This window comes from Streptomyces sp. NPDC037273 (genome assembly GCF_055603625.1).
Genome location: NZ_JBVJVO010000008.1, coordinates 22794 through 36748, shown reverse-complemented (window position 1 = coordinate 36748; position 13955 = coordinate 22794). Strand labels below are relative to the sequence as shown.

Annotated in this window: 16 protein-coding genes; 10 read left to right on the top strand and 6 right to left on the bottom strand. The window is 71.8% G+C overall.

Annotated features, from left to right (window positions below):
• The first annotated feature begins 233 nt into the window (after window positions 1-233).
• A complete protein-coding gene (locus ACZ7G1_RS21825; RefSeq protein WP_470873976.1) occupies window positions 234-482 on the top strand; it encodes a hypothetical protein in 249 nt (82 codons plus the stop codon).
• Window positions 483-554: 72 nt separating this feature from the next.
• Here ACZ7G1_RS21825 and ACZ7G1_RS21820 read toward each other — a convergent pair whose 3' ends face one another.
• Window positions 555-1139, bottom strand: coding sequence for a TIGR03086 family metal-binding protein (locus ACZ7G1_RS21820; protein ID WP_470873974.1), 585 nt, complete (start codon window positions 1137-1139; stop codon window positions 555-557).
• 86 nt (window positions 1140-1225) lie between these two features.
• Between ACZ7G1_RS21820 and ACZ7G1_RS21815 the strand changes: the two genes are divergently transcribed.
• Both ACZ7G1_RS21815 and ACZ7G1_RS21810 read left to right on the top strand, forming a co-directional pair.
• Window positions 1226-2158, top strand: coding sequence for a DUF6597 domain-containing transcriptional factor (locus ACZ7G1_RS21815; protein ID WP_470873972.1), 933 nt, complete (start codon window positions 1226-1228; stop codon window positions 2156-2158).
• A gap of 14 nt (window positions 2159-2172) precedes the next feature.
• Window positions 2173-2700: a GNAT family N-acetyltransferase gene (locus ACZ7G1_RS21810; protein ID WP_470873971.1), complete on the top strand. Its 528-nt coding sequence runs from the start codon at window positions 2173-2175 to the stop codon at window positions 2698-2700.
• Window positions 2701-2722: 22 nt separating this feature from the next.
• Here ACZ7G1_RS21810 and ACZ7G1_RS21805 read toward each other — a convergent pair whose 3' ends face one another.
• On the bottom strand, window positions 2723-3172 hold the full coding sequence (locus tag ACZ7G1_RS21805) for a GNAT family N-acetyltransferase (protein ID WP_470873969.1): 450 nt from the start codon (window positions 3170-3172) through the stop codon (window positions 2723-2725).
• Window positions 3173-3319: 147 nt separating this feature from the next.
• On the opposite strand from ACZ7G1_RS21805, the gene ACZ7G1_RS21800 reads away from it, so the two are divergent.
• Both ACZ7G1_RS21800 and ACZ7G1_RS21795 read left to right on the top strand, forming a co-directional pair.
• Window positions 3320-4171 (top strand): NAD(P)H-binding protein, encoded by an 852-nt coding sequence (locus ACZ7G1_RS21800; RefSeq protein WP_470873968.1) that lies wholly within the window; start codon window positions 3320-3322, stop codon window positions 4169-4171.
• Between the two features lie 126 nt (window positions 4172-4297).
• Entirely contained in the window at window positions 4298-5038 is a 741-nt protein-coding gene (locus tag ACZ7G1_RS21795; RefSeq protein ID WP_470873966.1) for a Mut7-C RNAse domain-containing protein, read from the top strand.
• Window positions 5039-5120: 82 nt separating this feature from the next.
• Here the strand turns inward: ACZ7G1_RS21795 and ACZ7G1_RS21790 are convergent, their stop codons facing one another.
• Window positions 5121-5606, bottom strand: coding sequence for a MarR family winged helix-turn-helix transcriptional regulator (locus tag ACZ7G1_RS21790; RefSeq protein WP_470873964.1), 486 nt, complete (start codon window positions 5604-5606; stop codon window positions 5121-5123).
• Window positions 5607-5637: 31 nt separating this feature from the next.
• The gene (locus ACZ7G1_RS21785; protein WP_470873963.1) at window positions 5638-6198 is read right to left on the bottom strand and encodes a TetR/AcrR family transcriptional regulator; all 561 of its coding nucleotides are present in this window, start codon (window positions 6196-6198) and stop codon (window positions 5638-5640) included.
• A 114-nt stretch (window positions 6199-6312) separates the two neighbouring features.
• Here ACZ7G1_RS21785 and ACZ7G1_RS21780 point away from each other — a divergent pair, with 114 nt between their 5' ends.
• Entirely contained in the window at window positions 6313-7803 is a 1491-nt protein-coding gene (locus ACZ7G1_RS21780) for an FAD-dependent oxidoreductase (protein ID WP_470873961.1), read from the top strand.
• Window positions 7804-7819: 16 nt separating this feature from the next.
• Here ACZ7G1_RS21780 and ACZ7G1_RS21775 read toward each other — a convergent pair whose 3' ends face one another.
• Complete coding sequence (locus ACZ7G1_RS21775; RefSeq protein ID WP_470873960.1) at window positions 7820-8302, bottom strand: hypothetical protein; 483 nt, start codon at window positions 8300-8302, stop codon at window positions 7820-7822.
• Window positions 8303-8444: 142 nt separating this feature from the next.
• Here ACZ7G1_RS21775 and ACZ7G1_RS21770 point away from each other — a divergent pair, with 142 nt between their 5' ends.
• The gene (locus ACZ7G1_RS21770; protein WP_470873958.1) at window positions 8445-9209 is read left to right on the top strand and encodes an SDR family NAD(P)-dependent oxidoreductase; all 765 of its coding nucleotides are present in this window, start codon (window positions 8445-8447) and stop codon (window positions 9207-9209) included.
• 70 nt (window positions 9210-9279) lie between these two features.
• Here ACZ7G1_RS21770 and ACZ7G1_RS21765 read toward each other — a convergent pair whose 3' ends face one another.
• Entirely contained in the window at window positions 9280-10473 is a 1194-nt protein-coding gene (locus ACZ7G1_RS21765; protein ID WP_470873956.1) for an RtcB family protein, read from the bottom strand.
• A 174-nt stretch (window positions 10474-10647) separates the two neighbouring features.
• Between ACZ7G1_RS21765 and ACZ7G1_RS21760 the strand changes: the two genes are divergently transcribed.
• The 3 genes from ACZ7G1_RS21760 to ACZ7G1_RS21750 all read left to right on the top strand — a co-directional run bounded on the left by ACZ7G1_RS21760 (window position 10648) and on the right by ACZ7G1_RS21750 (window position 13838).
• Window positions 10648-11553, top strand: a complete 906-nt coding sequence (locus ACZ7G1_RS21760) for a DUF3558 domain-containing protein (RefSeq protein WP_470873955.1) — start codon at window positions 10648-10650, stop codon at window positions 11551-11553.
• A gap of 135 nt (window positions 11554-11688) precedes the next feature.
• On the top strand, window positions 11689-12414 hold the full coding sequence (locus ACZ7G1_RS21755; RefSeq protein ID WP_470873954.1) for a DUF3558 domain-containing protein: 726 nt from the start codon (window positions 11689-11691) through the stop codon (window positions 12412-12414).
• Between the two features lie 152 nt (window positions 12415-12566).
• A complete protein-coding gene (locus tag ACZ7G1_RS21750) occupies window positions 12567-13838 on the top strand; it encodes a DUF2637 domain-containing protein (RefSeq protein ID WP_470873953.1) in 1272 nt (423 codons plus the stop codon).
• Window positions 13839-13955: the final 117 nt, after the last annotated feature.

Here is a 13955-nt window from a genome sequence, read left to right as displayed (position 1 = left end):
TCCCCGGCCCGCACAAGAGGGCCTGCGTCCGGCCCACGAAGCCCACCGCCCAAGCCACAGCCCGAGCAACTGCCCGGGACTTTGGTCCCGGACCCCCCTGCCGAAAGTCCCCCAGGGTGGTGTTAACTGAACGGGTCGGGAGGAAGCAGTAGGAATCACCAGCGCCGTCGTGCACGCGTGCCACCTGCCGGGGCACACGGGATACGGGCGGCCCTCACGTCCTGGAGTGAGCCATGTCCTTGCCCGGCCAGTTGTCCGACCCCCGCGTCCTCACCCTCTTCGGCGTCCTCGCCGTCTCGACGGTGGTCTGGCTGACGCTCGGCCTGCGCGCCCGCGCCCGCGTCCGCCGCGACCGGGCGGCCGTGCCCCTTGAGCGCGTCTGGCACCCCCAGGAGTCCGTCGCCCTGACCCCCGCCGAGGAACACGCCTTCGGCCAGGTCGTCTCCCGCCTCTCCCTCGGCTCCCCTGGCCGCCTGCGCTGAGGCCCGACCGGCGCTGACGCCAGACCCGCCCTGGTCAGGCCAGGGGGGCGGGCCCGCTGGGCGGGATCCGTCTCAGGACCGCCAGGCGCGCGGGTCGCGGCCGGTCGTCGCGAGCAGCCGCTCGAAGACGGAGGCCCCGTCGGGCAGGTCGACGGCGTCGCCGAAGACGCTCATCTTCCGGCCCATCGGAGCCATCCGCTCCACCTCGTCCACGAGCCCCGCGACCACCGCCGGGTCCGGCTCGTAGACGCGGCCGGTGGCACGGGCCAGGTCCCAGGCGTGCACGGTCAGGTCGAGCAGCACCATGGACCCGACGGTCCGCGCGGGCATCCCCATCGCCCCGGAGGCGCCCTCCTCCGCGCCGGGCGCGGCCCAGGCGGCGACCAGCTTCCCGGCCTCCGCCTCGAAGCGGTCCCGCCAGTCCGCCTCCGCGACCCGGTCGGGGGTCTCGGAGAAGTCGGCCGGCTGCTTGGCGGCGAGGGCCTGGAAGTTCACGACGACCGCGAAGAGGTGGTTGAGCAGGGCGCGCACGTCGTACTCGGCGCACGGCGTGGGCGCGTCGAGCGACGCGTCGTCGATGTCCCTGACGAGAGGCGCGGCCTGCGCGGCGGCGGTGTGCAGCAGGTCGGCGATACGGGGCGTGTCCTGGTTCGTCATGGAATCGACGCTAGGTGATCATGCCCACTCCGTTCTTGAAGAAACGCGCCAGGCTCCGAAGCCGCCCCGCACCTAGCATGCGGAGCATGTCCGCCTCCGCTCCCCGCCGGGACACCCGGGGCATCGTCGACCCCGCCGAACTGCTCTCCCGTGTCCGCTTCCGCCGCCACATGCCCGCGCCGGAGCTGCGGCCCTTCCTGGAGCACTACTGGCTGATCGACTGGGAGCTGCCGGAGCCGTACGCGACCCACGTCGTCCCGCACCCGTCGGTCAACATCGTCTTCCAGCGCTACGGCTCCCTGGACGCCCCTCCGGACGCCGCCGATTCCTCGGCCGAGGTCTCCGGGATCGGCCTCGGACTCTTCACCCGGAAGCTCACCGGCAGGGGCCGTGTCTGCGGCGTCCAGTTCCGCCCCGGCGGCTTCCGCCCCTTCGCGCCCGCGTGGCCGGTCTCCACGTGGACGGGCCGCAGGGTCCCGCTCACCGAGGTGTTCGACGGGGTGCTCCACGAGTCCGCCCGGCTCTCCGCCGCCCTCTCCGCCGTCCTCTCCGCCGTCCTCTCCCCCGACGCCGACCACGCGCGCGCGGCGGCGCTCGACGCCTTCCTCCTCGCCCACGGCCCGACACCGGACCCGGCCGCCACGCAGGCGATGGAGCTGGTGGACCTGATCCGTTCGGACCGCACGGTCCGCAAGGTGTCCCGGCTGGCCGCCGCGTCCGGCCTGTCGGCGCGCTCGCTCCAGCGGCTCTTCGCCTCGCACGTCGGCGTCGGCCCGAAGTGGGTGATCCTGCGCTACCGCATCCACGAGGCCCTGGAACGGGCCGAGTCGGCGGGGAAGGAAAGGCCAGGGGAAGGGACCAAGGCAGGGCCCAAGGAAGGCACCAGGGAAGGGGTCCCGGACTGGGCCGGTCTCGCGGCCGAGCTGGGTTACAGCGATCAGGCCCATCTCGTACGGGACTTCACGGCGACGATCGGGGTACCTCCGACGGCCTACGCCCGGGGCCTGTCAGTGCCCTGACCTACCGTACGGACATGAACGACACCACCGCACCCGTACGCCTGGAGCCTTGGTCCGAGCAGGACGCGGACCTGCTGCGCGCCCTGAACGCACCGGAACTGATGGGCCATCTCGGCGGCCCCGAGACCGAGGAGCAGCTCGTCCGGCGCCACCGTCGGTACGTGAACCTGAGCACCGACGACACGGGCACGGGGCGGATGTTCCGGATCGTCCTGCTGCCCGAGGAGGTCGTGGTCGGCAGCGTCGGCTACTGGACGCAGACCGAGGACGGCGAGGAGGTGTACGAGACGGGCTGGGCGGTCCTGCCGGGCTTCCAAGGCCGCGGCCTCGCCACCTCCGCCACGCGCGCGGTGGTGGAGCGGGCCCGCACTGCGGGCCGCCACCGCTACCTGCACGCGTACCCGTCGACGGACAACATCGCGTCGAACGGGGTGTGCCGCAAGGCGGGGTTCGAGCTGCTCGGCGAGCGCGAGCTCGAATACCCGCCGGGCCGCCCGATGGTCTGCAACGACTGGCGCTTCGACCTGGAGAAACAGGGCTGAGAAGCAGGCGTGAGAGGCAGCTTCAGGAGGTGGCTTCCGGCCCGGTGAGCTCACGGGTGAAGTGGAAGGCCACGATGTCGAACCGCTCGCGCAGATAGAAGCGGTGGGCGCCGGTGCGGTGGGTTCCGGAGTCCAGGTTGAGCTCGTGGCAGCCGGCGGCGCGGGCGTGGGCCTCCAGGTGGGCGATCAGGGCGTGGCCCACGCCGGTGGAGCGGTCGGCGCCGGCGGTCACCAGGTCGTCGACGTAGAGCTTGCGCAGGGAGCTGGTGTTGTTGATGATCCGCCAGCCCGCCGCGCCCACGCAGCGGCCCTCGTCGGTGTAGGCGGCGCTGAACCGCAGTCCCTGCGGGTGTCCGGCCTCGTACACCTCGCGGAAGAGCTCCGGCGTGAGGTGCGGTCGCAGTTCGAGGAGGACCGGCAGCAGGTCGCTCTCCAGCCGGGCGTCACCGGGCTCAAGTTCGATGATCTTCATGCCGGGACGGTACCCCAGGTTTTTTCGGGGTTGACGGACGAGGCACCCTCACGGATATTTATCTGCGTAACGCAGATGCTTCTCAGCGCAAGCATGGTGGCCCGCCATGCCCTGCGCGCACACCAGTCACCCCCGAAGGGACACCTCATGACCGTTCTCGTCACCGGCAGCCGCGGCCGCGTCGCCTCCACCCTGCTCGGCCTGCTCGACGCCGCGGGCATCAAGGCCCGAGCGGCCTCCAAGAACCCCGCCGACCTCTCGCCACCCCGTCACGTCGAGGCCGTGCGCTGCGACCTCGCGGACCCGACGACCTTCGACACGGCCCTCGCCGGGGTCGACTCCGTCTTCCTGTACGCCGACGCGACCCACGCAGAGACGTTCGCCGAGCGGGCCCGCGCCGCCGGCGTCGAGCACATCGCCCTGCTCTCCTCCAGCTCCGTCCACGCCCCGGACGCCGCCGACAACCCCATCGCCGCCTCCCATCTGGCGGCCGAGCGCGCCCTCGCCGCGGTCGCGGCCTCGGGAGCCTTCGAGGCCACCTACCTCCAGCCGGGCGCCTTCGCCACCAACGCCCTCCAGTGGGCCGCCGGCCTCCGCGCCGGCCGAGGACCCGCCCTCCCCCATCCCCAGGCGCACACCGACCCGATCCACGAACTCGACGTCGCCGAAGCCGCCTTCGCGGTCCTCACCCAGCCCGGCCTCCGCGGCTCCTCGTACCACCTGACCGGCCCCGAATCCCTGACCTTCACCGACCAGCTGGCGATCATCGCCGAGGTCACCGGCCGCCCGGCCCCCCACACCGCCGTCACCCCCGACGAGTGGAAGGCCTCCGTCTCGCCCTACGTCCCCGCCCCCTTCGCCGACGCCCTCCTCTCCTACTGGTCCTCCCACACCCACCACCCCGCCCCCCTCACCCCCACCGTCCTCCACCTCACCGCCCACCCCGCCCGCTCCTTCACCACCTGGACCACCGACCACGCCGCCGCCTTCCTCCCCTGACCACGCCCGCCCGGTGACCATGCCCGCCCCGTCGGCCTCGCCGGCCCGGCCGACCCGGCCGCCCCGACGCGGCCGCGGGGTCAAATCCCCTGGCCACCCCGCCCGCGCCGGTGACATCCTGTCCCCGTGAACGGACCGGAGATCCACATCAGCTTCACCCCCGGCCTGCGCCTCTTCGTCCCCCCGGAACACCGCACAGGCCACCCCACGCCCCTCACCACCGACGGCACCTCCTCGCTGGGCCACGTCGTGGAGTCCCTGGGCGTCCCGCTCACGGAGGCAGGACGGCTCCTGGTCGACGGACGCCCGGTCGACGTCTCGCACGTCCCCGCCGCAGGGGAGACCGTGGAGGTCCAGGACGTCGCACGACCCCAGCCCGTCCCCGGTGCCCCTCTCCGGTTCCTGCTCGACGTGCACCTCGGCACCCTCGCCCGCCGCCTGCGCCTGCTCGGCGTGGACGCGGCGTACGAGAGCGAGGACATCGGCGACCCCGCACTGGCGACGCGCTCCGCGAGCGAGCGCCGCGTGATGCTCTCGCGCGACCGCGGCCTGCTGCGCCGCCGCGAGCTGTGGGCGGGCGCTTACATCTACAGCGACCGTCCGGAGGACCAACTCCGGGACGTACTGGAACGGTTCGCGCCGACCCTCGCGCCCTGGACCCGCTGCACCGCGTGCAACGGGGAGCTGACCGACGCGGACAAGGACGCCGTGCGCGAGCGCCTGGAGCAGGGGACGGAGAAGACGTACGACGTCTTCGCCCAGTGCGCGGACTGCGGCCGGGTCTACTGGCGCGGCGCCCACCACGCCCGCCTGGAGGCGATCGTCTCCGACGCGGTACGGGAGTTCGGCGGCACGCGCACGGCCTGAAAGCCCGGGGGCCGCACCCACTTGACTGCCCCGCGCCGCACCGGCCGGGCGGGCTGCGGAAGCACTCGCCCGAAGGGAGGCGTCAGCCGAGTTCCCCGCCGCGAAGCCGCTCGATCTGCGCCGCGCTGACCTCGACCGTGCGCCGCATATGGGCGATGAGCAGCGCGAGTTCGGCGTCGCTGTAGACGTCGAACATCGTGCCCCAGGTCTGGTTCAGCTTGCGCCACAGCGCGCCGAGCTCGGCGACCCGCTCGGGCACGAGGGCCACCAGGACCCGACGCCGGTCCTCGGTGTCGCGCTGGCGCGTGACGTAGCCGGACCGTTCGAGGCGGTCGACGAGCCGCGTGGCCGAGCCCGTGGTGAGGCCGGTCAGCTCGGCGACGCGGCCGGTCGTCACCGGGCCTTCCTCCAGGCTGAGCAGGTTGAGGCACTGCACATCGGTCGGGTGGAGTCCCAGATGGTCGGCGACGGCCTGGTTGAACAGGGCGTAGGCGGCCATGTAGCGGCGGGCCTCGCCGTACAGCTCGGTCATGAGGGCCTCGCGCCGCACGGAACTCTTCTGCGTCATGCAGAGAGTGTACGACCCAGGAACCGCCTGGTCAGGGGGTCTCGTCCGTCAGATAGCGCTGCACGGTCGGGCCGAGCCAGGCGACGATCTCGTCGGTGGTCATCTCGACGGCCGGCGGCAGCCGCAGCACATAGCGGGCGAGGGCCATCCCGAGGATCTGGGACGCGACGAGCGCGGCCCGGCGGGGGGCCTCCTCGGGGTCGGGGCAGACGCCCCGGGTGGCGGGCCCGAGCTCGCGGGCGAAGATCGCCTGCATGCGTTCGGCCCCGGCCTCGTTGGTGACGCCGACCCGCAGCATCCCGGTCAGGACCTCGTCCCGCTCCCAGCGCTCCAGGAAGTGGGAGACGAGGACGGCCCCGATGTGCCGCGCCGGCAGGCCACCCAGTTCGGGCAGGTCGAGCTCGATCTCGGAGGCGGCCGCGAACAGCCCCTCCTTGTTGCCGTAGTAGCGCATGACCATCGAAGGGTCGATCCCGGCATCGCGGGCGATGGCCCGGATGGTGGCGCGCTCGTATCCGTCGGAGGCGAAGCGCTCGCGAGCGGCCTCCAGGATGGCGGCCCGGGTGGCGTCGGAGCGGCGGACGGTCGTCATACCAACGACTGTAGGCCAACAGGTGTTGACATGCCATCCCGACCACCCCTACCGTTGCCAACGAGCGTTGGCAAACAACCGTTGGCCAACGAGCGTGGACACATGGAGGCAGCCATGAGCACCACCAAGGACACGACCGACACCACCCCCACGACGACCCCGACGGCCCCGACGGACACGGACGTCCTCGTCGTCGGCGCCGGCCCCACCGGCCTGCTCCTCGCCGGCGACCTCGCCGCCGCCGGCATCGACGTCACCCTCGTCGAGCGCCGCCCGCACGGCCTCGGCAACCTCACGCGGGCCTTCGGGGTCCACGCCCGCACCCTGGAACAGCTCGACGCCCGCGGCCTCGCCGACGAGCTCCTCGCCACCGGCACGACCCTCACCCACGCCCGGCTCTTCGGCAGGCTCGACCTCGACCTCACCCGCCTGCCCACCCGCTTCAACCACCTGCTCGTCACCCCGCAGTACGAGGTCGAGCGCCTCCTGGAGCGCCGCGCGAAGGCCGCCGGCGTCACCTTCCGGTACGACACCGAACTCCGCGGACTGCGCCAGGACGCCGACACGGTCACCGCCGACCTCGCCGGCCCCGACGGGCCCCTCACCCTGCGCGCCCGCCACCTCGTCGGCACCGACGGCGTCCGCAGCGCCGTCCGCTCCGCCCTCGGCCTGCCCTTCCCCGGCCGCTCCGTGATCCGCTCCATCGTCCTCGCCGACGTCCGCCTCGCGCGGAAGCCCGCCGAGTCCTTCACCGTCAGCGGCGCCGGCGACACCTTCGCCTTCATCGCCCCCTTCGGCGACGGCTGGTACCGGGTGATGGGCTGGGACCGCACCCGCCAGGTCCCCGACAGCGAACCCGTCGACCTCGACGAGCTCCGCGAGATCGCCCGCCGGGCCCTCGGCACCGATCACGGCATGCACGAAGCCCGCTGGATCTCCCGCTTCCACAGCGACGAGCGCCAGGCCCCGGCGTATCGCGTAGGCCGGGTCTTCCTCGCCGGGGACGCCGCCCACGTCCACTCCCCCGCCGGCGGCCAAGGCATGAACACCGGCCTCCAGGACGCCGCCAACCTCTCCTGGAAGCTCGTCGCCGTCCTCCGCGGCGAAGCCCCCGACCCCGAGGCCCTCCTCGACAGCTACCAGTCCGAGCGCCACCCCGTCGGCGCCGCCGTGCTCCGCAGCAGCGGCGCCATCGTGCGGCTCGCCATGGCCCACACCCCGCTCACCCGCGCCGCCCGCACCCTCACCACCCGCCTCCTGAGCGCCGTCCGGCCCGCCACCGCCCGCACCATGGGCATGATCAGCGGCATCGCCATCAGCTACGCCCCCGCCCCCGGCACCAGTCGCCCCTCCGGCCGCCGCGCCCCCGACCTCACCCTCCGCGAAGGCCGCCTCTACGAACTCCTCCGCACGGGCCGGTTCGTCCTGATCACCCCGCAAGAGGCAACCCCACAAGAGGCAACCCCACGAGGAGCCGCCCCGACCCTCCCCCCGACCGCCCCGGTCACCCCCGAGCACCTCACCCGCGCCACCTGGACCGACCCGGCCAAGCGTGCCACTGTCCTCATCCGCCCCGACGGCTACGTCTTCTCAGCCCACCACTGAGCGTGAACACCCGAAATCAGAAGACGTACGGGTCACCCGTCGCCAGCACCAGGACGCGGTGGCGGTCGTTCCGCGGGTTCCGGTCGGCCACCCCGTCCCGCCAGGCGGTGGTGATGTCCACCGTCAGTTCGTCCGGCATGCCGGCGGTCCGCAGATCGAGCGCCAGCTCACCGGCACCTCCCACCGCCCGCAGCGCGCCGGTCCGGCAGGAGACCACCCGGTCACTGCTCCACAGACAGGCCGGCGGCAGCTCCTGACCTCCCGCCATCGGCACGGAGAAGGCGAGCCGGACGGTCGCCTGGGAGAGATCGGAGGGCCCGTGGTTCTCGCTGACCAGCCAGACGCCGAGCCTCCCGTCCCAGAGGGAGACATGACCGTGATGGGACAGATCCGCCTCTGGCCCGGCCTTCGACCCCACGGCACCGGCACTCGTACCGGCACCCGTCAACACCGCGGCCGCGAGAGCGACCCCGAGCACACCCTTCCGCAATCCACGCATAGGCACAAAATACCCACGTACCATCACATCTTCTGACAACCCATCAGCCCGCGTGTCACGCCCACCCACCCGACCAGACCCGGACCCCACCTATCCTGACCGGGCGATCGACGTAATCGACCACCTGCGCGAGGAGCACGTCATGACCGGCCCCGGTACCCCCATCGCCGTCATCACCGGAGCGAGCAGCGGAATCGGCGCCGCCACCGCCAGGCAGCTCGCCGCCGCCGGCTACCGCGTCGTCCTCACCGCCCGCCGCAAGGACCGCATCGAGGCCCTGGCCGCCGAACTGAACGACGCCGGCCACCAGGCCACCGCCTACGCCCTCGACGTCACCGACCGCGCCGCCGTCGACGAGTTCGCCACCGCCTTCCGCACCCTCGCCGTCCTCGTCAACAACGCCGGCGGAGCCCTCGGCGCCGACCCCGTCGCCACCGGCGACCCCGCCGACTGGCGCCAGATGTACGAGGTCAATGTCATCGGCACGCTCAACGTGACCCAAGCACTGCTCCCCGCCCTCACCGCGAGCGGCGACGGCACCGTCGTCGTCCTCTCCTCCACCGCCGGCCACTCCACCTACGAGGGCGGCGCCGGCTACGTCGCCGCCAAGAACGGCGCCCGCGTCCTCGCCGAGACCCTCCGCCTCGAAATCGTCGGCACCCCCGTCCGCGTCATCGAGATCGCCCCCGGCATGGTCAAGACCGACGAGTTCGCCACCACCCGCTTCCGCGGCGACACCGACAAAGCCGCCAAGGTCTACGCCGGCGTCTCCGCCCCCCTCACCGCCGACGACGTCGCCGACACCATCACCTGGGCCTGCACCCGCCCCTCCCACGTCAACATCGACCTCCTCGTCGTCCGCCCCCGCGCCCAGGCCTCCAACACCAAGGTCCACCGCGAGCTCTGACACGTCCGGGAGAACGCACGGCGGCCCCCGGCACGAGGTGCCAGGGGCCGCTCGACGACCGTCTCGGGCATCAGCCCTTCACGCAGATGACCTGCTTCAGCTTGGCGACGACCTCCACCAGGTCGCGCTGCTGCTCCATCACCTTCTCGATCGACTTGTAGGCGCCCGGGATCTCGTCCACGACACCGGAGTCCTTACGGCACTCCACGCCCCGCGTCTGCTCCTCCAGGTCCCGCGTCGAGAAGCGCCGCTTCGCCGCGCTCCGGCTCATCTTCCGGCCCGCTCCGTGCGAGGCGGAGTTGAAGGAGGCCGCGTTCCCGAGGCCCTTCACGATGTACGAGCCCGTGCCCATCGAGCCCGGGATGATCCCGAACTCCCCGGAGCCGGCCCGGATCGCACCCTTCCGGGTGACCAGCATGTCCATGCCCTCGTACCGCTCCTCCGCCACGTAGTTGTGGTGGCAGGAGATCACCGGCTCGAAGGACACCTTGGCCTTGCGGAACTCCCGGCGGATGACCTCCTGGAAGAGCGCCATCATGATCGCGCGGTTGTACTTCGCGTACTCCTGCGCCCAGAAGAGGTCGTGCCGGTAGGCCGCCATCTGCGGGGTGTCCGCGACGAAGACCGCCAGGTCACGGTCGACGAGCCCCTGGTTGTGCGGCAGCTTCTGCGCCTCGCCGATGTGGTACTCGGCGAGCTCCTTGCCGATGTTCCGGGACCCGGAGTGCAGCATGAGCCACACGGCGCCGGACTCGTCGACACAGAACTCGATGAAGTGATTTCCCGACCCGAGCGTTCCCATCTGCTGGCCCGCCCGCTCCCGCCGGAACTTCACCGCGTCCGCCACCCCGTCGAACCTCGACCAGAAGTCGTCCCAGCCCGCCGTAGGGAACTGGAACAGCCGCTTCGGGTCGACCGCGTCGCGATGGAGGCCACGGCCGACCGGGATGGCCTGCTCGATCTTGGAGCGCAGGCGGGAGAGATCGCCGGGCAGGTCGTTGGCCGTCAGGGACGTCTTGACGGCCGACATGCCGCAGCCGATGTCGACGCCGACCGCGGCCGGGCAGACCGCGCCCTGCATGGCGATGACGGAGCCGACTGTCGCGCCCTTGCCGTAGTGGACGTCGGGCATGACGGCGAGGCCCTTGATCCAGGGCAGCGTCGCCACGTTCTGCAGCTGCTGCATGGCACCGCCCTCGACCGTGGAGGGGTCGGCCCACATCCTGATCGGCACCTTCGCGCCGGGTACCTCTACGTACGACATACTTCCTCAATTCCCCCGAAAAGTCTGATAACGCAAAAACTGGAGCCAAAGCCCGTACAGGTGACAGCGGACCGGCATCAACAGCTGCGTGTGCGATAGACATTGTGTCCATCGGCCGGGTTCGCGCGGCAAACAGTTTTCGGGAAAGACTTCGGGAGAAGGGAGCCTGGGACCGTGCAGCGAAAGAGGTACGCCCCCGGCCGCACCGGGTCCACGGCGCGGACAGCCGTCGCTCTGACCAGCGTGTTGGGGCTGGGGCTCGGGCTCGGCCTCACCGGATGCTCCGCCGGCTCACCCGCGGACGACATCGCCGTCGACGCCAAGGCGGGACCCGCCGCTCCCGTCGCGCCCCCCGGGCGCTACCGCACGCTCTTCGAGCCCTGTGGCGCCGTCCCGCAGGCCACCCTCAAGGACCTCCTCCCGGGCGCAGCCTCGCTGCCGGACGGGGAGCGGGAGAAGGCGTACCGCGGCACCGCCGCCGTCACGTACGACACCGACCGCCGGGTGGGTTGCACCTGGCGCGCCGACACCCCGGACATCTCGCACCGGCTCACGCTCGACGTGGAGCGGGTCGTCTCGTACGACGCCACGGTCAGCGACGCCGACCGCGCGCAGGCTGTCTTCACCGCGAAGCAGCTCGAAGCGGGCATCCCGGTGCCCCCTTCCACCCCGGCCTCGCCGACCACGACAGGCTCCACCGGCACCACGGGCTCCGCCACCGGCGCCACATCCCCCGGCGCCAAGCCCCCGACGGCCAAGCCCCCGACCACCGGCACCACCCCCTCCGGGTCTCCCTCCGGATCTCCCTCGGGATCCACCACCGAATCCGCCACCACCGGCCTGGAACCCCGCCTCCTCGACGACCTCGGCGAGATCGCGTACCTCGACGACGTCCTCGGGAAGGTCGGCGCGAGCGGCCATCAGCGTGCCGTCAGCGTGGTGTTCCGCACATCCAACGTGATCGTGACGGTCTCCTACCGGGAGCAGACGACCGGTTCCGCCGAGGCCCCCGACAGCCGGGAGCTGCAGGAAAGGGCCCGGAATCTGGCCCGGCTGCTCGCCGAACGGCTGGAGGAGTAGCCGTCCGGCTCCGCCCCGTGAGCGGACGACGACCACGTAACGTGTCGGCGTACCGTGACCGTCCCCGTGGCCACGGCGATGGCCACGCCCCCCGGACAGCCGACCCGGACCGCACGACAAGCGACTGAAGGAACCATGCAGCGATCAGCTCCGCGACTCTCCCGCATACTCGCCTGCGCCGCCGTCCCGGTGATGCTCGTGGCCGCCGGCTGCTCCTCCGACTCCGGTGACTCCGGCAAGGCGCAGGGCAAGGGCACGTCCTCGGCGTCGGCGACGCCGTCCCCGAAGCAGTCGACGAAGACGGTGGAGCCCGCGAAGTTCGCGAAGCTGCCCGACGTCTGCAAGTCGATCTCCGCCAAGACGACGGGGGGGCTGGTTCCCAAGGCGAAGACGAAGAACGGCACGCCGGCCGCGTCCAGTGACCTGGCGAGCCGCGGCGGCTGCTCGTGGAACGGCCTGGAGGACAAGGGCGTCCACGGCTCGCACTACCGCTGGCTCGACGTGTCCTTCTACCGCTACGACTCGGACTCCTCGCTCGGCAGCGGCCAGGACCGCGCCAAGGAGAACCTGTCCAAGGAGGTCGCCAAGGTCCAGGCGACGGCCGGCGCGAAGAAGCTCCGCACCACGGACGTCACGGGTGTCGGCGACGAGGCGCAGGCCGTCTCGTACCAGCTGCGCAAGACGGACGAGGACTTCGTCTACACCTCGGTGGTGGCGCGTACGGGCAACGTGCTCGTCCTTCTCTCGTTCAACGGCGCCGGGTACGCGGGTGCCATCGGTCCGACGGACAAGCAGGTCCTGGACGGCGCGGTGCGGGCGGCCAAGGAGGCCGTGGCGTCGGTCGCGACGGCGAACAAGTAGTCGCGGAAGCGGTCGCTGCGGCGAACAACTAGCCAGAGAACCGCACAGACTGGCATATTCACGCGGAGCCCGTCCCTCCCCCGGGGGCCGGGCTTCGCGCGCATGTGCCAGTCTGTGCGCGCCGGATGTCGTTTGACGGGAGGGGATCGCGGGTGGCCGCGATGCAGCTGACACGCACACACCGAATACTCATCGGCCTGGTCATCGCCGGTGCGCTGATCATCGCGGGAATCGGCTTCGCGGGCTCGTACGCCGCTGTGCGGGAGCTCGCCCTGCAGAAGGGCTTCGGCACCTTCTCGTACTTCTTCCCGATCGGCATCGACGCGGGCATCTGTGTCCTGCTCGCCCTCGACCTGCTGCTGACCTGGCTGCGGATCCCCTTCCCGCTGCTGCGGCAGACGGCCTGGGTCCTGACGGCGGCGACGATCGCGTTCAACGGCGCGGCGGCCTGGCCTGATCCGCTGGGCGTCGGCATGCACGCGGTGATCCCGGTGCTGTTCGTGGTGGCCGTGGAGGCCGCCCGGCACGCGGTGGGCCGGATCGCGGACATCACGGCCGACAAGCACATGGAGGGTGTGCGCATCACCCGCTGGCTGCTGTCGCCGGTCCCCACCTTCCGCCTCTGGCGGCGCATGAAGCTCTGGGAGCTGCGCTCGTACGAGCAGGTCATCAAGCTGGAGCAGGAACGGTTGATCTACCAGGCCCGGCTTCAGGCCCGTTTCGGCCGTGGCTGGCGCCGTAAGGCTCCGGTCGAGGCCCTCATGCCCCTCCGACTGGCCCGTTACGGTGTCCCGCTGGCAGAGACCGCCGGGGCGGGTCTGGCGGCCGCCGGCATCGAGCCGGCCCTGCTGCCCCCGCAGCCGCAGCCGCCGCTCGCCCAGCTCCCCCAGCAGGCGCAGACCTCCCCGTCCCAGCCGGTGGCGATGGTCCCGCAGGCCCCCGTACCCCCGCAGCTTCCGCACCCGGGGCTCGCCCCCGCCGACGCCCAGGCGATGGCGCTGGCGCACCCGGACGCCCAGGCGATGCCGGTGAACCATGACAGCCCGTGGTTCGACGCTCAGCAGGTCTCCCCGGAGTCGTACGAGGGTACGTACAACCCGCAGATCGTCGAGGGGCTCGAACCGATGCCGGTCCCGGTCCCCCAGGGGCCGGAGGACGTGCCCCCGCCGGGCCCTGAGGAGTTCGTCGAGTACCCGGAGTACGTCGAGGATCCGCAGGTCGAGGAGTTCCGCGAGGTCGTCTACAAGCTGGCCTGGTCGCATCTGGACGACCACGGGCAGCTTCCGGGGCCGGCCGAGCTCGAACAGACGGTGATCGAGAACTACGGCGCCCAGCACCTCCGGAACACTCCGCTGCTGGAGCAGTTGATCGCCGAGACCCTGCAGCGCATCCACCAGGAGATGGCCGAGTACGACACGCCCTGACGACAGGGCCAGGCACGTGAAGAGGCCCCGCCTCCGGTTTTCCGGAGGCGGGGCCTCTTCACGTACTCACGTGCTCACGCACTCACGTCACACGCTCACGCACTCACACGCTCACGC

Excerpts from the sequence above, each read along its gene's own strand:
- ACZ7G1_RS21825 (WP_470873976.1), top strand. The coding sequence starts at position 234 with ATGTCCTTGCCCGGCCAGTTGTCCGACCCCCGCGTCCTCACCCTCTTC.
- ACZ7G1_RS21785 (WP_470873963.1), bottom strand. The coding sequence starts at position 6,198 with ATGACGACCGTCCGCCGCTCCGACGCCACCCGGGCCGCCATCCTGGAG.
- ACZ7G1_RS21770 (WP_470873958.1), top strand. The coding sequence starts at position 8,445 with ATGACCGGCCCCGGTACCCCCATCGCCGTCATCACCGGAGCGAGCAGC.
- ACZ7G1_RS21765 (WP_470873956.1), bottom strand. The coding sequence starts at position 10,473 with ATGTCGTACGTAGAGGTACCCGGCGCGAAGGTGCCGATCAGGATGTGG.
- ACZ7G1_RS21815 (WP_470873972.1), top strand. The coding sequence starts at position 1,226 with ATGTCCGCCTCCGCTCCCCGCCGGGACACCCGGGGCATCGTCGACCCC.
- ACZ7G1_RS21810 (WP_470873971.1), top strand. The coding sequence starts at position 2,173 with ATGAACGACACCACCGCACCCGTACGCCTGGAGCCTTGGTCCGAGCAG.
- ACZ7G1_RS21755 (WP_470873954.1), top strand. The coding sequence starts at position 11,689 with ATGCAGCGATCAGCTCCGCGACTCTCCCGCATACTCGCCTGCGCCGCC.
- ACZ7G1_RS21790 (WP_470873964.1), bottom strand. The coding sequence starts at position 5,606 with ATGACGCAGAAGAGTTCCGTGCGGCGCGAGGCCCTCATGACCGAGCTG.
- ACZ7G1_RS21800 (WP_470873968.1), top strand. The coding sequence starts at position 3,320 with ATGACCGTTCTCGTCACCGGCAGCCGCGGCCGCGTCGCCTCCACCCTG.
- ACZ7G1_RS21820 (WP_470873974.1), bottom strand. The coding sequence starts at position 1,139 with ATGACGAACCAGGACACGCCCCGTATCGCCGACCTGCTGCACACCGCC.
- ACZ7G1_RS21775 (WP_470873960.1), bottom strand. The coding sequence starts at position 8,302 with ATGCGTGGATTGCGGAAGGGTGTGCTCGGGGTCGCTCTCGCGGCCGCG.
- ACZ7G1_RS21780 (WP_470873961.1), top strand. The coding sequence starts at position 6,313 with ATGAGCACCACCAAGGACACGACCGACACCACCCCCACGACGACCCCG.
- ACZ7G1_RS21805 (WP_470873969.1), bottom strand. The coding sequence starts at position 3,172 with ATGAAGATCATCGAACTTGAGCCCGGTGACGCCCGGCTGGAGAGCGAC.